Here is an 18,929-nt window from a genome sequence, read left to right as displayed (position 1 = left end):
CATCATCGCATACCCCTCCTGACAGCTATCTGTCAGGAGTAGAGCGGGTCGTTTAAACGCCTATTCCCCGCGCGTTCAGCGCCGCCTTGATCTCATCGAGAATGGCGGGATCGTCGATGGTAGCCGGCATTTTCCATTCTTCTTTGTCGGCTATCTTTTGCATGGTGCCGCGCAGGATCTTGCCGGATCTGGTCTTTGGCAGGCGTTTGATCGTCACCACCGTCTTGAAGGCGGCAACTGGGCCAATGCGCTCACGCACGAGCACTACGGCCTCCCTCTCAACGGCGCCGTCTTCGCGCACCGCGCCGGCATTCAGCACGACGAGGCCAAGCGGCACCTGGCCCTTCATCGCGTCGGCAATGCCGATCACCGCGCATTCGGCAACGTCGGGATGTTCCGCCAGCACCTCCTCCATCGCGCCGGTGGAAAGGCGGTGACCGGCGACGTTGATGATGTCATCGGTGCGGGCCATGACGAGCAGATAGCCATCCTCGTCGATCAGGCCGGCGTCGGCGGTTTTGTAATAGCCGGGGAACTCGTCGAGATAGGATTGGCGGAAGCGCTTGTCGGCCTTCCACAATGTCGGCAGGCAGCCGGGCGGCAGCGGCAACCTCAACACCACATTGCCCAGCGCGCCGGCCGTCAGCTCATGCCCGGCATCATCGAGCACCCGAATGTCGTAGCCCGGCATCGGCACGCCGGGTGAGCCGTATTTCACCGGCAGCGGACCAAGCCCGATCGGGTTCTGGGTGATGGGCGCGCCGGTCTCCGTCTGCCACCAATGGTCAATCACCGGCACCTTGAGGTGCCGTTCGGCCCATTTGATGGTCTCTGGGTCAGCCCGCTCGCCGGCAAGGAAGAGAGCACGAAATTTGGAGAAATCGTAATTCGGCACCAGCAAGCCTTGCGGGTCCTGTCCCTTGATGGCGCGAAAGGCGGTCGGCGCCGTGAACAGGGAGACGACACCGTGATCGGCGATCACCCGCCAGAAGGTGCCGGCATCCGGCGTGCCGACCGGCTTGCCTTCGAACATGACCGTGGTGCAGCCGTGGAGCAGCGGCGCATAGACGATGTAGGAATGACCAACCACCCAGCCGACGTCGGAGGCAGCCCAGAACACCTCGCCGGGCTTGATCCCGAATTCGTTCTCCATCGACCATTTCAACATGACCATGTGGCCGCCATTGTCGCGCACCACGCCCTTGGGCTGGCCGGTGGTGCCTGAGGTGTAGAGCACGTAGAGCGGGTCGGTGGCAGCGACACGCACGCAGTCCACCCAGGCACCAGCGGCGCGTTCGCGCGCGACTTGGTCGCCGAGGTCGACGTCGCGACCGGGGATCAGCTCGCAGCGCAGTTCATCGCGCTGCAGAATCAGGCATGCGTCCGGCTTGTGGGTGGCCAGCTCGATGGCGGCATCGAGCAGCGGCTTGTAGGACACGACGCGACTCGGTTCGAGGCCGCAGGAGGCCGAGATGATGACCTTCGGGGTCGCATCATCGATGCGGGTGGCCAGTTCGCGCGCCGCAAAGCCGCCGAAAACAACGGAATGGATGGCGCCGAGGCGCGCGCAGGCGAGCATCGCAATCGCCGCCTCCGGCACCATCGGCATGTAGATGATGACGCGGTTGCCCTTGCGAATACCTTGGTTCCACAGTGCCGACGCGGTCGCCACCACCTCGCGCATCAATTCGGCATAGGTGTAGCGTGTGACCTTGCCGGTGTAAGCGCTGTCATGGACCAAAGCGAGCTGGTCGGCGCGGCCGCCGGTGACGTGGCGGTCGACGGCATTGTAGCAGGTGTTGCAGGAAGCGCCGACGAACCAGCGGCCATAGACGTCCTCGCGCGGATCAAAGATGCGGTCCCAGCGGCGATACCAGTCAATGGCCTCGGCTGCTTCCGCCCAGAAGGCTTCGGGGTCGCGTTTCCAATCGGCGTAGACCTCGTGGTAGCGGCTTGCCATCGTCTCCTCCGCCTTTCTTCGTCTTTTGCGGAAATCTAGCGCCTGCGGGCGGCGAACGTCCATCTGACTTAAGGGCGAGAGAATTGCGGCTGGTGGACCTTTGACAGGCATCGTGTGCCCTGCTCAAAGACGGTTATGTCGAAGCTGCTCGCGCTCCTCATCCTCGCCATGATGGCCATACAGGTCGTCAAGCCGCTCGGCTGGCCAGGATTGAAGCGCCGGCGTGACTGCTGGAAGCTGGCCGTGGCCGCAATGGCCGCGATTTCGATCACGGCTTTGCTCAGTCACGGGTGACAGAGATTTATTCTCGCGGGTGCGGGCAGAGGAGAGGTTCTGTCAGGCCGGCGGTACGCCGTCATCACCCAGCACAAACCTAGCCAGATGTTCGGCCCAGGCGCGATAGCCGGCGGCGGAAGCATGGAAGCCATCGCTGGCGAAACCGGCTTCCGGGTCGGTGATGGGCAGGCGAGGCGCAGGCACGGCGCCGCGTTCATGGCATAGCCGCATGCCCATGCGGTTCATTTCCAGGGCGCGGATTTCGAGAATCTTGCCGAGCAGCGGCGGCATTGCCGGCGCCTGGGTGAATTCCAGCACCGGCGACCAGATCACGCGCGCCTCCGGCCATTTGGCGCGCAGGGCATAAAGCAAACCACCGAAGTCCTTCTTGAAGCGCGACACCGAGTGGAAATTCTTGGTGTCGTTGGTGCCGATGCAGAGCACGATATGCGTCCACGGCTCGGCCGACAGATTGGGAAGGACATGATCGCGGATCTGACCGGAGGTTGCCGAATTGAAGCCGGCGGCGCGCCATCGTATCGCGCTGCCGGTTCGCTCCGAAATCAGTGACGCAAGCTGGGCCGCCAATCCCTCCTCGGAATTCGCGATGCCGACCGAGGCCGCGGAGGAATCGCCCAGCACCAGCAGCGAGAGAGCGGGCTTCTTGCCGGCGATCTCGTGCATGACAGGACCCGAGGCCGGCAACATGCGTGTGGTGCGGCGGCGCACGCCGAGCCCTTGCCAGATATAAACGGGCAGGGCGAACCAGGTAAGCAATGCGGCGATGCGGGACATGGCGAGCTCGATGCAACGACACATCAAGCCATAGCGCAGGACGCAGAGCAGATGAATAGGAAGCATTCGTTTCATCTGTTGCCGCAACGTTAGCACGACGCGCAGCGCTCTAGTGGCAGCAGCCTTCCTCTGCCTCCGTCGCACCCTCATACTCGTCGTGCAGGCGCACCCAATCGATCATGCCGTAATAGGGACCGTTCTCATTTCGACCCTTCGGCGTCATGTCGAGATAGTCGTAGGTCGTGATCAGTGGTTCGCCGCCCCGCGCCCGTGACATGAAGGTCAAAAAGACGTTGCCGGCCTCGTCCTTGAAGAAGACGCTGGTGCCGGGCAGGTCGCGAATGGTGATGGCACGTTTCTCGAAATTGTAGACGGTCTCGCCGGCCGCGATCTGTCTGTCGGTGTAGGACACCTGCATGTCGAAGTTGAAGTCGCTGGCATAGGACGACACCATGTCGAACTTCCAGCCCATGCGTTTCTTAAACGGCGAAAGCTCGGCCAGCGGTGCGCGGGCCACCACTACCAGCGAAACATCATGATGGCGAAGATGCTGATTGGCGCCGTCGATGTGGTCGCACAGGAAGGAACAGCCTTCGCAATAATGGTTGCCGCCCGGCCCAAGCATGAAATGGTAGACGATGAGCTGGCTGTTGGCGCCGAAGAGATCAGCAAGATGCCTTGGCCCTGCTTCGGTTTCGAACACATAGTCCTTGCGGATCCTGAGCCAGGGCAGTTCACGTCTTTCGGCGGCGATCTTGTCGCGCAGGCGCGTCAGTTCCTTCTCGCGCTTGAGGTGCTGCTGGTGCGCACGAAACCACTCTTCCTGCGGGACGATCTTGCGTTTGGACATGGAATTCTCCTCTCTCCATTGTCCAAGGACGCGTGGCGTCCGCCCATTCCGACATCCGCGGGGCCAAAAATTTCGCAGTCGGGCTGGGTGCTCGCGCAAAAAAGCAAAACCCGGGCGCGAGGCCCGGGTTCGCGTGTCGATATGAAAAGCTGGCTCAGGCGGCCGTTTTGACGCTGGACGCCTGGAAAATGCTGTCAATCGCTGATGCCAGCGCAGCGTTGAACTGCGCGTCGGTCTGTTGCGCCGAAAGACCCTCGGTCAGCGCGCGCGAGAAGCTGGCGATCATGCCGTAATTCTGCTTCAGCTTCGCATTGGCCTCGTCGCGGGAATAGCCACCGGAGAGGGCGACCACGCGCATGACGCGGGGATCGTCGATCAGCGGCTTGTAGAGGTTCGCCTTCGTCGGCAGCGTCAGCTTCAGCATGACCCTCTTGCCAGCCGGCACGGTGTCGAGATGCCTGCGGATTTCGCCAAGCAGAATGTCCTCGGCTTCCGCCTTGTCATGGATGGAGATCGTGACTTCCGGCTCGATGATCGGGACGAGATCATGCGCCAGGACCTGCCTGCCGACTTCGAACTGCTGGTCGACAACGGCGGCGATGCCCTTCGGGTTCGCCGCATCGATCACCGACCGTTCCTTGGTGCCGAATATTCCCTTAGCGACCGCACGCTTCAGCAACGCGTCGAGGTTCGGCATCGGCTTCATCAGCTTGACGCCGTCCGTGGCCTCAGCCAGACCCTGGTCGATCTTCAGGAAAGGCACCACATGGCGCTTTTCCCACAGATACTGGGCGGTCGGTATGCCGTCGATGTCGCGGTCCATGGTCTGCTCGAACAGGATCGCACCCATGACCTTGTCGCCGGTGAAGGCAGGCGACTTGATGATCCGCGCGCGCATCTGATGAACGAGGTCGAACATTTCCGCATCGTTCGACCAGGCGCTTTCGTCGACGCCATAAAGCTTGAGCGCCTTCGGCGTGGAGCCGCCCGACTGATCGAGCGCAGCAATGAAGCCGTCCTTGTTTGCTACCTGCGCGGCCATTTCCTGGTTCATTTCATCTTCCTTCAGAAAGTGATGCCGGGCGCATAGCAGAAGCATGCGCCAGCTGAAAAGGCCGATCCAGAGTACTAACCGATTGAAAGATTTTCAAACGATTTGAGGTCGCCGGCAGTGCTTGACAGCCGGCGTTTCGCCTACTTCTTCAATACTTCGACGCCGGGCAGTGGCTTGCCTTCCATCCATTCGAGGAACGCGCCGCCGGCGGTCGAGACATAGGTGAAATCGTCGGCAACGCCGGCGTGGTTGAGTGCCGCGACCGTATCGCCGCCACCAGCTACCGAAACCAATTTGCCGGCCTTGGTGCGGGCGGCTGCATGTTTGGCGGCGGAAACAGTCGCCTTGTCGAAGGGTTCGATCTCGAAAGCGCCGAGCGGACCGTTCCACACCAGCGTGGCGGCACGGTCGATCCACTGGTTGATCGTCTCGATGGTCTTGGCGCCGACGTCGAGGATCATGGCGTCGCCAGGTACCTTGTCGATGGCAACGGTCTCGTTGGCGGCTCCCGCCTTGAATTCGCGCGCCACTACGCCGTCCACCGGCAGGATGATGGCGCAACCGGCAGTGGCCGCCTCGATCATGATCTGCTTGGCGGTGGTGGCGAGATCGTGCTCGCACAACGACTTGCCGACATCGGTGCCGCGCGCGGCGAGGAAGGTGTTGGCCATGCCGCCGCCGATCACCAGCGCGTCGACCTTTTTGACGAGGTTCATCAGGAGATCGATCTTGCTGGAGACCTTGGCGCCACCGACAATGGCGATGACCGGCTTGACCGGCGCGCCGAGGCCTTTCTCGAGCGCCTCCAGTTCCGCCTGCATGGTGCGGCCGGCATAGGCCGGCAGCACGCGCGCCAGGCCTTCGGTGGAGCAATGCGCGCGGTGTGCGGCCGAGAACGCGTCGTTGATATAGACGTCGCCGAGCGCCGCGAACTGTTCGGTCAGCGCGGGATCGTTCTTTTCCTCGCCCTTGTAGAAGCGGGTGTTTTCCAGAAGCAGCACATCGCCGTTCCTCATGCCGGCGACAGCCAGCTCGGCCTTTTCACCCGCACAGTCGGCAGCGAAGGCGACGGGCCGGCCGAGAACCTCGGCGGTGGCGGCAGCGATCGGGCGCAGCGACAGGTCGGGTGCGGGGCCGTCCTTCGGGCGACCGAAATGGGCGAGCAGGATAACTTTGGCGCCCTTGTCCGAAAGCTCCGAGATCGTGGGCACGACGCGTTCGATGCGGGTAAGGTCGGTGACCTTGCCGTTGGCAACAGGCACGTTGAGATCGACGCGCACCAACACGCGCTTGCCGCCCACATCGCTGATATCGTCCAGGGTCTTGAAGCCAGCCATGCCTGTTCCTTTTCGAAAAGATGCCGGACCTTACCCGCCAAAAACGGGGATGCAAGGCTTGAGAAGCATGGGGCGATAAATATCTCGCCACAAGGTGACATCACGCTGGCAGCGGGGCGTCATCATCCTTGCGTTCATTCGCGTCGGGACGGTTCTGCGTCGTATCGTCCTCCGACGCCTTCGGCTTTTCGGGCGGCTTGCGGCGATTGCGAATGAGGCTGGCGATACGGTCAAAAAGTTCGCCGGCGCTGAGGAAGGCAGGCACCCGCGCGACCGGCGCCGTCGGCTCAAAGGACAGCCCGAGGCCGGTGATGCGGCCCTTGTCGTCGACATCGCGCACGATCAGTTCGATCGGCCCGATCGAGACACGATCGGCATATTCGGCATGGCCATCCAGCCGCTCTACCACCAGCGCGCCGATGGTCAGCTTGCGCTCCTCTTCAGTCAGCCCAGGCGCGTAGGCCGCTTCCAGTTCTTCGGCGGGGCGGTTCGGGTCGACGGCGAAGGCACCGAAGAAATCGGCATCCTCGGGGTCGACCACGGCGCGGCTGGCGAACAGCTTGTCGAGCAAGCGCGGATAGCGATCGGGCACGAAGATATAGACGTTGTCGCCGGCCTGCAGGCGGCCCATGTCCTGGAAGCGCATGGAGCGGCCATCGCGAACGACCAGCGATGGCCTTGCCCACCGCGGGATACGTTCGCCGCGCGCGACCGGGCTGCCCGGTACGACGCGGTAGGCGAGCAATTCATGGTGGGCCGAGCCCGGCAGTTCGAGCTCGACCTTATCAAGCGGGCCGATGCGTGCGGGCACTATGAGGCCAAGCCTTCGGGCCAAGGGTCCGACCGTCCAGCCCTGCACCACCAGCGAAACCAGAACGATGATGAAGGCAACGTTGAAGATCATGCGGCCATGTTCCAACCCGCCGAGCAGTGGGGTGATGGCGAGCAGGATGGAGACCGCGCCGCGCAGGCCGACCCAGGAAACGAAAGCGACTTCCGGGCGCGGCAGCCGGAACGGAATAAGGCAGAGCCAAACCGCCAGCGGGCGGGCGATGAAGATCAGGAACAGGCCAAGCAGAATGGCCGGCAACAGGATCGCCGGAAACTGAGACGGCGTCGCGAACAGGCCAAGCACCAGGAACATGATGATCTGCGCCAGCCAAGACATGCCGTCCTGGAAGCGTTTCAGGATGGTGACGGCGCGGATGTCGGAATTACCGGCAACGAGCCCGGCCAGATAGACCGCGAGGAAGCCCGAACCGCCGATGGCGCCGGCGGCGGCAAAGACCATCAGCGACAGGGTGAGCACGAAGATCGGCAGGAGGCCGTGGTCGAGGTTCAGCCTGTCGACCAACCGCACGATCGCCATGCCGCCAACAATGCCGACCGCCGCTCCCAGCCCCATGTTGAGCAGGAAGCCAAGCAACAGGTCGGCGAGCAGCACCGGAGCCTCCGGATTTGCTCCCGCGGCGATCACCTCGACCAGGGTGATGGTTAGGAAGATGGCGATCGGGTCATTGGTGCCGGATTCCACTTCGAGCGTGGAGCGCACACGTTCGCGCAGGTTGATCTCGCCGGCGCGCAACAGAAAGAACACGGCGGCGGCGTCAGTGGAGGCGACGGAAGCGCCAAGCAGGAAGGATTCCAGCCAGTTGAGATCAAGCAGATAGAAGGCGGCTGCGCCGAACAAGCCAGTGGTGAGCACGACGCCGACCGTGGCCAGCGAGAGCGCAGGGCCAGCTGCCTGACGCAACACCTTGAGCGGCGTGCCGAAGCCGGAATCGAACAGGATCACAGCAAGTGCGAGCGAGCCGATGAAATAGGCGACGCTGGCATTGTCGAAGGCGATGCCCAGTCCGTCGACGCCGGTAGCAAGGCCGATGCCCAGAAACAGCAGCAGCAGCGGGGCACCGAAGCGGAATGCGATCAGGCTCGAAAACGCGGCGGCCACCACCAGTCCGGTGCCGATCAGCGTCGCGAGATAGATCGCGTGCTCCATCCAGTTTTTCCCCTCGCGCTTCGCTCTTCTCCGCTTTACGGGAGAGTGGGGCGAAGACATGGCCGGTGCAAGGCGCGGCCGTGATTTTTTGAGCTAGCACACTGACTTCAGTGATTTTTCTCCGCCAACGAAAAACGCCCGGCGGAACCGAGCGTTTCACGAAGGTCGAAAAGGGGCGGAGCGATCAGGCGATCATCTTGCTCAAGGCGACGGCCGTGTCGGCCATGCGGTTGGAGAAGCCCCATTCATTGTCGTACCAGGACATGACGCGCACGAGATTGCCCTCGATGACCTTGGTCTGGTCGAGCGCGAAGGTCGACGAAGCCGGGTTGTGGTTCAAGTCGACCGAGACCAGCGGCTCATTCGTATAGGCGAGGATGCCTTTGAGCGGGCCATCGGCGGCGGCAACGAGAACAGCGTTGACCTCGTCGACCGTGACGGTCTTCTTGGCGACGAACTTGAAGTCGATGACCGAGACGTTCGGGGTCGGGACGCGGATCGAGACGCCGTCCAGCTTGCCCTTGAGTTCCGGCAGGACCAGGCCGACGGCCTTGGCGGCACCGGTCGAGGTCGGGATCATCGACATCGCTGCGGCGCGAGCGCGATAGAGGTCCTTGTGCATGGTGTCCAGCGTCGGCTGGTCCCCGGTATAGGCATGGATCGTGGTCATGAAACCCTTTTCGATGCCGAAGGCATTGTTGAGGACCATGGCCACCGGCGCCAAGCAGTTCGTGGTGCAGGAGGCGTTGGAGATGACGATGTGATCCTTGGTGATCTTGTCGTGGTTGACGCCGTAGACCACGGTCAGATCGGCGCCGTCGGCCGGGGCCGAGACGACGACGCGTTTGGCGCCGGCGGTCAGGTGCGCGGAGGCCTTCTCCTTCGAGGTGAAGATGCCGGTGCATTCGAGCGCGATGTCGACGTTGAGTTCCTTCCACGGCAGCTGGGTCGGATCTTTGATCGCGGTGACCTTGATCTTCTTGCCGCCGATGGAAATGCTGTCTCCGTCCACCTTAACTTCGTGGGGGAAACGGCCGTGCACGCTGTCATAGCGCAAAAGGTGGGCATTGGTCTCGACAGGGCCGAGGTCGTTGACGGCGACGACTTCGATGTCCTTGCGGCCGGACTCGTAGATCGCGCGCAAAATGTTGCGGCCGATGCGGCCAAACCCATTGATGGCAACTCTGACGGTCATGTCTTTCTCCCGGGGAGCGTGAAAGGCGGATGCAAAATGTCCGCCGCCTGAATAACGGCGAGCGGCAAAAGAATCCAGCCGCTCGCCCTGAGAGCTAATCGTTTCATTCGTCTGGTGCGACGAAAGGGCCCGGCGGATGCAACCGCCGGGAAGGCATTACTTGGCGTGAAGCCGCGCTTCCACGGCCTTGGCGGTATCCTCGGCGGTGATGCCGAAATGCTTGTAGAGCTGCTCGATCGTGCCGGAGGCGCCGAAACCGTGCATGCCGATAAAGATGCCATCGGTGCCGATGATGGGATCCCAGCCCTGGCGAATGCCGGCCTCGATGGCGACCTTGATCTTGGCCTTGCCGATGATCTTTTCGCGATAGGCATCGCTCTGCTGGAAGAACAGCTCGAAGCAGGGCACGGAGACGACACGGGTCGGGTGGCCGTGGCCCTGCAAGAGGGTGCGGGCACCGAGCGCGATCTCGATCTCCGAGCCGGTGGCGAAGATGGTGACGGCTGCTTCGCCACCTTCGGCGGCGGCAAGCTCATAAGCACCAAGACGGCAGAGGTTCTCCGCGACGTAGTCGGTCCGCACCGCCGGCAGGTTCTGGCGGGTCAGCGCCAGCGTCGACGGCGTCTTTTCCGATTCCAGCGCGATCTGCCAGCATTCGGCTGCCTCCGTGGCGTCGGCCGGGCGGAAGACGTTGTGGTTCGGAATGGCACGCAGCGCCGCCAGATGTTCGACCGGCTGGTGGGTCGGGCCGTCCTCGCCGAGGCCGATCGAGTCATGCGTCATGACGAAGATCGAGCGGATGCCCATCAGCGAAGCGAGGCGCATGGACGGACGCGCATAGTCGGTGAAGCACATGAACGTGCCACCGTAGGGGATGATACCGCCATGCAGCGTCAAGCCATTCATCGCGGCGGCCATGCCGTGCTCGCGGATGCCGTAGTGGACGTAGCGCTCGCCGTAGTCGTCGCGGGTGATCGCCTTGGTCTGGCTGGTCTTAGTGTTGTTGGAGCCGGTCAGGTCGGCCGAGCCGCCGATGGTTTCGGGAACCGCGCCGTTGATGACTTCCAGCGCCATTTCCGACGATTTGCGGGTGGCGACCTTCGGCTTGTCGACGGCGAGCTTCTTCTTGTAGTCGGCGATGACGGCGTCGAAATCTGCCGGCAGCTTGCCGGCGATGCGCCGTTCGAATTCGGCGCGCAGCTTGCCGTCTGTCTTGGCGAGGCGGCCTTCCCAGTCGGTGCGCTGCTTGGCGCCCGCTTCACCGGCGGCACGCCATGCACCCAGGAGGTCGGCAGGAATCTCGAAAGGCGGCGAATCCCAGTTGAAGAACTTGCGCGCGCCGGCGATCTCTTCAGCGCCGAGCGGCGAACCGTGCACCTTGTTGGTGCCGGCCTTGGTTGGCGCGCCGAAGCCAATGGTGGTCTTGGCCGCGATCAGCGTCGGCTTGTCGGAATGGCGCGCCGCCTCGATGGCATAGGCGATCGCTTCGGGGTCATGACCGTCGACATGCATGGCATTCCAGCCGGAAGCCTGGAAGCGGGCGACCTGGTCGGTGGAGTCTGACAGCGAGACCGGGCCGTCGATGGAGATGTTGTTGTTGTCCCAGAACACGATCAGCTTGTTGAGCCGGAGGTGGCCGGCCAACGCGATCGCTTCCTGCGAAACGCCCTCCATCAGGCAGCCGTCGCCGGCCAGCACATAGGTGTAGTGGTTGACGAGGTCGTTGCCGAAAGCGGCATTCATGATGCGCTCGCCGAGCGCGAAGCCGACCGAATTCGAGATGCCCTGGCCGAGCGGACCGGTGGTGGTCTCGATGCCGGTGGCATGGCCGTATTCAGGATGGCCGGCGGTCTTCGAGCCGAGCTGGCGGAAATTCTTGATCTGCTCAATGGTCATGTCCTCGTAGCCCGTCAGATAGAGCAGCGAGTAGAGCAGCATCGAGCCGTGGCCGGCGGAGAGGATGAAACGGTCGCGGTCGGGCCAGTGGGGGTTCTTGGCGTCGAATTTCAGAAAGCGCGTGAACAGGACAGTCGCGATGTCGGCGGCGCCCATCGGCAGCCCAGGATGGCCGGAATTGGCCTTCTCGACGGCATCCATGGACAGAAAACGGATCGCATTGGCCATCCGATCGTGTTGTTCGCGCGAAACCATGGTTCCTCCAGCCGTTCGGTTCGGAAAAGACGCCGCGACACATAGCAGGCCAGTCGCGTGAGTCAATCAAACCTAAATCGATTTAGTTGGCTTCTCATCAAGGAAAATGCCGACGGCGGCTCGATCAAATTAGCGTTAGCGGGGGACAGCGGTGACGGCTTTGTTGACGTGTCCTTCACACGCCGCCTAATGTTTCACGAATAACGCGTTCTGAACGCGAGCGATTCGGTGATGGGCACGGGCTGAGGACGAAGGCCATGACCGGGGAAACGACCCTTAAGGAAGTCATTGCGAGGCTGGGCAAGGCCATGGAAGGCCTAGAAAATGCCGTCGCGAACAAACTTGAAAACGAGCGCGACTATTCCGAAGCCGAAGCCGAGGTGCAGCGCATGAACGCCGACCGATCCAGGTTGGCGCAGGAACTCGACAATTCCGAAGCGCGGGCCGAACGGCTGGAGGACGCAAACAAGGAAGTGTCGCGTCGGCTGGTGGCCGCGATGGAAACCATCCGCGCGGTACTGGACAGATAGCACAGGAGATCCGGCATGGCGCAGGTCACTGTCACCATCGACAATAAGCAATATCGGATGGCTTGCGACGAAGGCCAGGAAGAGCATTTGGTCGACCTGGCCGAGCGCTTTGATCGCTATGTCGCGCATCTGAAGGATTCGTTCGGCGAAATCGGCGACCAGCGCCTCACCGTCATGGCCGGCATCATGGTCATGGACGAGCTGTCCGAGATGCAGAAACGCATCAAGGGCATGGAGAGCGAGGTGCTGACGCTGCGCAAGACGCGCGACGACGCGCTCACCAAGGCCGACAAGAACGATCAGGCGCTGACCGGCGCGCTGGGTGCCTTGGCGCAGCGCATGGAAGGCTTGGCCGCCACGCTTGCGCCGAAGCGGGTTCCGGCCGATTCCTGAGACGGTTTAGAGCATCGATCATTGCCGCAAAACAAAACCGCGCCGGTTTGCCGGCGCGGTTTTTTGCCTTGGGAGGCGAGGTCGTATCTTAAGCAGTCGGCTGGGCGTCGATCGTGCGCAGCGCCTGGGTTTGTCTGCGCGCCGCGGCCTTGACCGCATCCTGGACTTTCTCGAAAGCGCGCACTTCGATCTGGCGCACGCGCTCGCGGGAGATGTCGAATTCGGACGAAAGCTCTTCCAGCGTCAGCGGTTCGTCGGCAAGCCGGCGCGCCTCGAAGATGCGGCGTTCGCGATCGTTCAGAACCGACAGGGCGCCGGCCAGCATCTGGCGGCGGTTGTCCAGTTCGTCCTGCTCGATCAGCATCTCTTCCTGGCTGTCGTGGTCGTCGACCAGCCAGTCCTGCCATTCGCCGCTTTCGCCCTCGGTCGCGCGGATCGGCGCGTTAAGCGAGGCGTCGCCGGACAGGCGGCGGTTCATCGAGACCACCTCTTCTTCCGACACGTTCAACCGCGTGGCGATCTCGGTGATCTGCTCGGGCTTGAGATCACCGTCGTCGAGCGCCTGGATCTTGCCCTTCACCTTGCGCAGGTTGAAGAACAGGCGCTTCTGATTGGCGGTCGTGCCCATCTTGACCAGGCTCCACGAGCGCAGGATGTATTCCTGGATCGAGGCCTTGATCCACCACATGGCATAGGTGGCCAGCCGGAAGCCGCGCTCCGGCTCGAACTTCTTGACGGCCTGCATCAGGCCGACATTGCCTTCCGAAATGACTTCGCCGATCGGCAGACCGTAGCCCCGATAGCCCATGGCGATCTTGGCCACGAGACGAAGGTGGCTGGTGACCAGCTTGTGGGCGGCGCCGGTGTCTTCATGCTCATTGTACCGCTTGGCGAGCATATACTCTTCCTGCGGCTGGAGCATCGGAAAGCGACGGATTTCTTCCAGGTAGCGGGAAAGGCCGCCTTCACCGGAAACGATACTGGGTAGTGACTGGGCCATGAACTGCGCCCTCCTCTCTTTTGGGATTGCCCCCGAAACGTGGCGGGCAAATGACGCGGCTGCTTGACTGCACGGTCGCGCCGAATGGTTTATACCGGAACAAAACCGGAAAATCCACGTATTTGTTCAAGGCAAAACAGTGTGTCACCGTTAAGTGAACAATACGAGTCAGGTTTTTTGGTGGCAGGTTCAGAGATTCCGAAAGCCGCCGACCAGTTCCTCCATGTCCCCTGGCATCGGCGCTTCGAACGTCATCGTCAGATGGGTATCGGGATGACTGAATTCAAGGAGGCGTGCATGTAAGGCTTGGCGGGGAAAGGCGGCGACCTTTGCCTTCAGGGGATCCGGCAACCGGTTCGCCTTGGTGCGGAAGGCCTGGCCGTAGTCGGGGTCTCCGATCAGCGGGTGGCCGATATGGGCCATGTGCACGCGGATCTGGTGGGTGCGGCCGGTTTCCAGCCTGCACTCGACGAGGCTGGCGCTGGCGAATTTCTGCTGTCCTTCGCCAAAGCGCTCCTCCACCGTGAAATGGGTGACGGCATGGCGGGCGTCGTCGCGATGCTCGGGTACCACAGCGCGGCGCACGCGGTCGGCATGGCGGCCAAGTGCTGCATCGACAGTTCCCATGGCGCGCTCCGGAATACCCCAGACCAGCGCGACATAGGCACGGGCGAGATCGCCGGTACGGCCGTGATCGGCGAAGGCCTCGGAAAGCACCCTGTGGGCATGATCGGTCTTGGCGACAACCATGACCCCACTGGTGTCCTTGTCCAGGCGGTGAACGATGCCTGGCCGCCGCACGCCACCGATGCCGGAAAGGCTGGCGCCGCAATGATGAATCAGGGCGTTGACCAGCGTTCCGGTCCAGTTGCCGGCGCCGGGATGGACAACCAGTCCGGCCGGTTTGTCGATGACGATTAAGGCGTCGTCCTCATAGAGAATGTCGAGCGGGATGTCCTCGCCCAGGGGCTCGGCCGGCTCGGGCTCCGGCATGTCCACCGAGACGTGGTCGCCCACGGCCAGCTTGCGCTTGGCCTCGTCAACTAGGCTACCACCAATGCGCACGGCACCTTGCTTGATCAAAGCCTGGATGCGGTTGCGCGACAAATCGGGTGCCAGTCTGGCCGCAAGCCACTGGTCGAGCCGCTGGCCGGCCGCTTCCTGCCCAGCCTCCAGCGCGATCGTTACCGGCTCTATGAATTCGTCGGTGTCTTCGTTATCAGGTGCGGCCATCGAAACCGTTCCGAGAGAAATTGCCCATGGCCCGGCCCCTTGCCGATGAGGAAGACAAGCCGCTGGATCCCAATATCGAGAAGGTACGCCGCAAGCTCGTTCGCTTCATGGCCATCAATCTCGGCCTGCTGTTCTTTGCCCTTATGGTCGTGGCAGTCGCGCTTGTCTACAAATCGCGCACGGCAAAGCAGCCGGCTGCACCGCTGGTAGGCGATATTCAGACGCCGGCGGGTGAGCCGCAGACCGGAGATATCGTGCTGCCCGTTGGCTCGAAGGTGCTGTCGCAATCACTGTCGGGCGGCCGGCTCTCTCTCGATGTCGACCTTGCCGATGGCAGCCGCGCGATCTTCATTTACGATCTGACGGAGCGGCGCATCGTCGGCCGCTTCGTCATCCGCGCGCAATAGGTGGGCCCAGCCGTGAGCGACTTCGCCGCTGGTCGTTCCGTTGCCACCGTCGCCCTTGTAGTCAAGGACTATGACGAGGCGATCCGCTGGTATGTCGACCGAGCGGGTTTTGTCCTGACATCGGATGTCGATCTCGGTGGCGGAAAGCGCTGGGTCACGGTGCAGCCGGCGTCGGGGCAGGGGGCGAAACTGCTCCTGGCCAAGGCCGATGGCCCCGTCCAGTCGGCCAGCGTCGGCAACCAGACTGGTGGCCGCGTATTCCTGTTCCTGGAGACCGACGACTTCGAGCGCGATCACGCGGCGATGATCGCGCGCGGCGTCGAGTTCCGTGAAGCACCGCGCCATGAGCTCTATGGCACGGTTGCCGTCTTCGCCGATCTCTATGGCAATCTCTGGGATTTGATCCAGCCGGCGCGATAGCCGGCCGGGTGGTTACAACGCCTGGCCGCCGCCACTCTGGAGTGGCGGCGGCCAGGGCGAGTACGACCGTGACCGCTGTCGACGCCGACGATGAAACTTGCCCGTTTCAGCCTGTTGCTTTTTCAAACGGGCCAGCCTATATCGCCGGTTCTCGGCTGCGCCCATCGTCTAGCGGTTAGGACGGCGCCCTCTCACGGCGCAAACAGGGGTTCGATTCCCCTTGGGCGTACCAACCACCAAAACATCAGGACAAGTCGTTCAAGCTGCTGCCGCGGTGTGTACGAAGCGTGCTTTCTCGGCGAGTTTTTTGGTTGCGTCCACGGTGTCCTGGGCTGCGTACCAGTAGCGTTCTTTGAGCTCGATGTTGAACAGAACCCCATCCGGGAACTCGCATTCGGCCATCAGCTTGTCCCAAGGGATGTCGCCCCAGCCGACAGGCAGGTGAAGGTCGCCATGGCCATAGGCGATGCGCTCGCCGTCGGTGTACATCCAGATATCGTCCTGGCGGCCGAAGCTGTCATGGACATGCAGATGGCGCGCATAGGGCGCGAGCGCTTTTACTTCCTCGACGAAATCGTCGCGGCGGCCGTCGAAGTCGAGCTTCAAATAGGCATGGCTGAAATCGAGCGTCGCCATGACGTTGGGATGGTTGATGGCGCCGAGTTCCGTAGCGAGGCGTGACGGCGAGGCCGCGAGCGCCTTGCCTTCGTAGCCCGCGAAAAGCGTTTCGACGCACAGGATCAGGCCATGCTGGCGGGCGACTTCGCCGCTTTTGGCCAGCCATTCGCGCTGGCGCTGGTAACCGGCCTCGATGCCGTCGGCCTGCTGGGTCGCCATCAGGCCGGAGTGGATGACGTAGTGTTCCGCACCCACTTCGGCCGCCACTTCCAGAGAGGCCTCGAGCACCTCGAAATGGCGCGGCAGACGATAGGCTTCGTCCATGAAGTTGATGGCGAGCGGCCCATGCACGGAATAGACGATATCGCGTGCTGCGCAGGTGCGCTTCAGCGCGACAAGCTGCGGCTTCCTGATCTTGCCGCCGACGACGATATCCATGTCGTAGGTCGGCAGTTCGATGGCCTCGACGCCGAGTTCCTCGATCATGTCGAGTTCCTCGGCGAAGTCGGAGAGATCGTTGGCGCGCTTATGCGCAGAGATTCCGGTGCCGGTGACGGCTGACATAGGCTTGGTCCTTTGTTTTAGGGCTGGTTCGGCCGAGCGTGCTCGACAGGCCGTTTGCCAACATGACGCGTTTTCATGTCCGGCGTCTGACCGGCGCGTGACACTTCCCTGACGGCATCTGGGGAAAAGCCGCGCTGGCTCCCTGCGATCGCGGCTCGACAACAGCCGGCAAATGTCATTGAATCGTCATCGGACCGTCATGGATGGGGATTCGGGCTTTGCGCAGCACGGCTTTGTGTTCGGTAATCCTGATCGCCTCGGCGCTCGCAACCGGCGAAGCGGAGGCAGGCGACCTCAGTTCGACAGAGCTTCAGAACGAGTTGGTCGGCCGCTCAATCGCCTGGTGGGAGGCTGGCGGCTGGCGGGGCGGCTTACTTTTGCTGGCACCGGATGGCACGGCCGAGATCACGATCGAAAACGCAAACGAGCACGGCGACAAGGGGCGCTGGGTGTTGCGCAATGGTGAATTGTGCACCACCTGGCTTGAACTCCGCGACGGTGGCGAGAAGTGCTACAGCGTACGGCGCGGCGAGCATGGGCGTTTTGTCACCTCTGGCGGCAATGTTTTCGAAATCCGGGATGCCGGTGTCTAGCCTCGTCTGACACGGCTGGGTCAGATCAACAGGCCTTGAGCCTCAACGCACCCCGACCCGACGGGATTGCTGACGCCTGGAGTGTCCTGCGCACCTGATCGGTGGGGATTGTCGTCATATCATCACGAAACCACAACGCGGCTGTCACGTGACCTCTCTAGGGGAGGCGCCGTAGCGGGCGTTTCCGCTCGCGCAGCAACCTTCCTGTCTGGAGAGGACGAATGAAACGATTAATCCTGCTCGCGACGACGGCCGTCGTCCTTGCCAGCGGCGCCAGCGCCGCCGAACGCACAAAGTTCGAGTTCTGGTATGGCCTCACCGGCGACCTCGGCGAAGTGGTGGCCAAGCACTGCCAGCTCTTCAATCAGTCGCAGGACAAATACGAAGCCGTCTGCACTGGCCAGGGCGGCTACGACAAGGCCGAGCAGAACACGATTGCGGCCTATCGCTCCAAGCAGAATCCGACGATCGTGCAGATCTACGACGCTGGCACCGTCAATTTCATGCTGTCGGGCGCGATCTATCCGGCCAACAAGTTCGCCCAGGACTACAAGCTCGACATCGACTGGAAGGCGTATTTCCCCGGCATCGCCAACTATTATGCGACCAGCTCCGGCGACATGTGGTCGTTCCCCTATAATTCGTCGACCGCCGTGTTCTACTGGAACAAGGACGCCTTCGCGAAGATCGGCAAGACCGAAGCGCCGAAGACCTGGGCCGAGTTCGGCGAAGACCTGAAGGCGATGAAGGCCGCTGGCGTGCCTTGCGGCTTTGCCTTCGACTTCGATTCCTGGATGGATCTCGAGCAGTTTTCGGCCACCAATGCCATTCCGCTTGCCACGCTCGACAATGGCTATGGCGGTCTCGGCGCCGAGCTCGCCTTCAATAAGACCGCCTTCGTCGGCCACATGAAGGACTTCAAGTCTTGGCTCGATGCCGGCTATGCCAAGATCCAGACCAAGCAGATGGGCAAGGACATCGTCCAGGCTTTCGCCGACGGCACTTGCGCGGCGACCATCACCTCCATCGCCAACCACGGCACCGTCCACAACACCCAGGCCAAGGACCTGAAGTGGGACGTTGCGATGATGCCGGTTCTCGACGCCTCCAAGCGCACCAACTCGATGGTCGGCGGCGCTTCGCTGTGGGTCATGAAGGGCAAATCCAAGGAAGAATACGAGGCCGCGGCCGCCTTCCTGAAATACGTCACGGCTCCGGACACCGGCGAGAAGTATATCGCCGAGAACACCGGCTATATCCCGGTGACGACCAAGGGCTACGAGCTCCTGAAGGCTGAAGGCTTCTACAAGGATCCGAAGCGGGTGAACCGCGACATCGCGATCGCTTCGTTGACGGCTTCGAATGTCACGCCGCTGTCGCGCGGCATTCGCCTCGGCAACTTCACCTCGATCCGCGCCGAACTGCGTTCGGAACTGGAAGCCGCCTTTACCGGCCAGAAGGACATGCAGACGGCGATCGATGCCGTGGTCGAGCGTGGCAACCAGATCCTTCGCCGCTACGAGCAGACCTACAAGGGCGCGGCGCTGCCGTAAG

Annotated in this window: 18 protein-coding genes and 1 tRNA gene; 8 read left to right on the top strand and 11 right to left on the bottom strand. The window is 62.4% G+C overall.

Annotation, left to right across the window (positions count from 1 at the left end; all coding sequences use genetic code 11):
* Window positions 1–52 precede the first annotated feature (52 nt).
* On the bottom strand, window positions 53–1,960 hold the full coding sequence (locus tag QFZ88_RS10995) for a propionyl-CoA synthetase (RefSeq protein WP_024922753.1): 1,908 nt from the start codon (window positions 1,958–1,960) through the stop codon (window positions 53–55).
* Between the two features lie 135 nt (window positions 1,961–2,095).
* Between QFZ88_RS10995 and QFZ88_RS10990 the strand changes: the two genes are divergently transcribed.
* Complete coding sequence (locus tag QFZ88_RS10990; RefSeq protein WP_162835311.1) at window positions 2,096–2,254, top strand: hypothetical protein; 159 nt, start codon at window positions 2,096–2,098, stop codon at window positions 2,252–2,254.
* Between the two features lie 42 nt (window positions 2,255–2,296).
* Here the strand turns inward: QFZ88_RS10990 and QFZ88_RS10985 are convergent, their stop codons facing one another.
* From QFZ88_RS10985 to tkt, 7 genes are all read right to left on the bottom strand, one after another.
* Window positions 2,297–3,031 carry an SGNH/GDSL hydrolase family protein gene (locus QFZ88_RS10985; RefSeq protein WP_024922752.1) on the bottom strand — a complete coding sequence of 245 codons (735 nt, stop codon included), beginning with the start codon at window positions 3,029–3,031 and terminating at the stop codon, window positions 2,297–2,299.
* Between the two features lie 109 nt (window positions 3,032–3,140).
* Window positions 3,141–3,881, bottom strand: a complete 741-nt coding sequence (locus QFZ88_RS10980; protein ID WP_024922751.1) for a DUF899 domain-containing protein — start codon at window positions 3,879–3,881, stop codon at window positions 3,141–3,143.
* A 154-nt stretch (window positions 3,882–4,035) separates the two neighbouring features.
* The gene (locus QFZ88_RS10975; RefSeq protein WP_024922750.1) at window positions 4,036–4,935 is read right to left on the bottom strand and encodes a fructose bisphosphate aldolase; all 900 of its coding nucleotides are present in this window, start codon (window positions 4,933–4,935) and stop codon (window positions 4,036–4,038) included.
* 140 nt (window positions 4,936–5,075) lie between these two features.
* Window positions 5,076–6,272, bottom strand: coding sequence for a phosphoglycerate kinase (pgk, locus tag QFZ88_RS10970; RefSeq protein WP_024922749.1), 1,197 nt, complete (start codon window positions 6,270–6,272; stop codon window positions 5,076–5,078).
* A gap of 100 nt (window positions 6,273–6,372) precedes the next feature.
* The gene (locus tag QFZ88_RS10965; protein WP_024922748.1) at window positions 6,373–8,271 is read right to left on the bottom strand and encodes a potassium/proton antiporter; all 1,899 of its coding nucleotides are present in this window, start codon (window positions 8,269–8,271) and stop codon (window positions 6,373–6,375) included.
* 184 nt (window positions 8,272–8,455) lie between these two features.
* Window positions 8,456–9,466, bottom strand: coding sequence for a type I glyceraldehyde-3-phosphate dehydrogenase (gene gap / locus QFZ88_RS10960; protein ID WP_024922747.1), 1,011 nt, complete (start codon window positions 9,464–9,466; stop codon window positions 8,456–8,458).
* A gap of 156 nt (window positions 9,467–9,622) precedes the next feature.
* On the bottom strand, window positions 9,623–11,617 hold the full coding sequence (tkt, locus tag QFZ88_RS10955; RefSeq protein WP_024922746.1) for a transketolase: 1,995 nt from the start codon (window positions 11,615–11,617) through the stop codon (window positions 9,623–9,625).
* Between the two features lie 257 nt (window positions 11,618–11,874).
* On the opposite strand from tkt, the gene QFZ88_RS10950 reads away from it, so the two are divergent.
* A complete protein-coding gene (locus QFZ88_RS10950; RefSeq protein ID WP_024922745.1) occupies window positions 11,875–12,147 on the top strand; it encodes a DUF4164 domain-containing protein in 273 nt (90 codons plus the stop codon).
* Between the two features lie 15 nt (window positions 12,148–12,162).
* The gene (locus QFZ88_RS10945; RefSeq protein ID WP_024922744.1) at window positions 12,163–12,540 is read left to right on the top strand and encodes a cell division protein ZapA; all 378 of its coding nucleotides are present in this window, start codon (window positions 12,163–12,165) and stop codon (window positions 12,538–12,540) included.
* Between the two features lie 88 nt (window positions 12,541–12,628).
* On the opposite strand, the gene rpoH is transcribed toward QFZ88_RS10945, so the two are convergent.
* Together rpoH and QFZ88_RS10935 are read right to left on the bottom strand one after the other, a co-directional pair.
* The gene (rpoH, locus tag QFZ88_RS10940; RefSeq protein WP_024922743.1) at window positions 12,629–13,540 is read right to left on the bottom strand and encodes an RNA polymerase sigma factor RpoH; all 912 of its coding nucleotides are present in this window, start codon (window positions 13,538–13,540) and stop codon (window positions 12,629–12,631) included.
* Window positions 13,541–13,729: 189 nt separating this feature from the next.
* Entirely contained in the window at window positions 13,730–14,773 is a 1,044-nt protein-coding gene (locus QFZ88_RS10935; RefSeq protein ID WP_024922742.1) for an RluA family pseudouridine synthase, read from the bottom strand.
* 26 nt (window positions 14,774–14,799) lie between these two features.
* Here QFZ88_RS10935 and QFZ88_RS10930 point away from each other — a divergent pair, with 26 nt between their 5' ends.
* The 3 genes from QFZ88_RS10930 to QFZ88_RS10920 all read left to right on the top strand — a co-directional run bounded on the left by QFZ88_RS10930 (window position 14,800) and on the right by QFZ88_RS10920 (window position 15,832).
* Window positions 14,800–15,180: a hypothetical protein gene (locus tag QFZ88_RS10930; protein ID WP_024922741.1), complete on the top strand. Its 381-nt coding sequence runs from the start codon at window positions 14,800–14,802 to the stop codon at window positions 15,178–15,180.
* Between the two features lie 12 nt (window positions 15,181–15,192).
* Window positions 15,193–15,600, top strand: a complete 408-nt coding sequence (locus tag QFZ88_RS10925; RefSeq protein ID WP_024922740.1) for a VOC family protein — start codon at window positions 15,193–15,195, stop codon at window positions 15,598–15,600.
* Window positions 15,601–15,757: 157 nt separating this feature from the next.
* A tRNA-Glu gene (locus QFZ88_RS10920) sits at window positions 15,758–15,832 on the top strand.
* Between the two features lie 26 nt (window positions 15,833–15,858).
* Here QFZ88_RS10920 and QFZ88_RS10915 read toward each other — a convergent pair.
* Window positions 15,859–16,782, bottom strand: a complete 924-nt coding sequence (locus QFZ88_RS10915; protein ID WP_024922739.1) for a sugar phosphate isomerase/epimerase family protein — start codon at window positions 16,780–16,782, stop codon at window positions 15,859–15,861.
* A 218-nt stretch (window positions 16,783–17,000) separates the two neighbouring features.
* Between QFZ88_RS10915 and QFZ88_RS10910 the strand changes: the two genes are divergently transcribed.
* Window positions 17,001–17,375 carry a hypothetical protein gene (locus QFZ88_RS10910; protein ID WP_137901172.1) on the top strand — a complete coding sequence of 125 codons (375 nt, stop codon included), beginning with the start codon at window positions 17,001–17,003 and terminating at the stop codon, window positions 17,373–17,375.
* Window positions 17,376–17,596: 221 nt separating this feature from the next.
* Window positions 17,597–18,928: an extracellular solute-binding protein gene (locus QFZ88_RS10905; RefSeq protein WP_024922737.1), complete on the top strand. Its 1,332-nt coding sequence runs from the start codon at window positions 17,597–17,599 to the stop codon at window positions 18,926–18,928.
* Window position 18,929: the final 1 nt, after the last annotated feature.

The sequence above is a fragment of the Mesorhizobium sp. YL-MeA3-2017 genome, from assembly GCF_030814575.1.
GTDB lineage: Bacteria > Pseudomonadota > Alphaproteobacteria > Rhizobiales > Rhizobiaceae > Mesorhizobium > Mesorhizobium terrae.
This window is presented reverse-complemented; position numbering and strand designations above follow the sequence as displayed.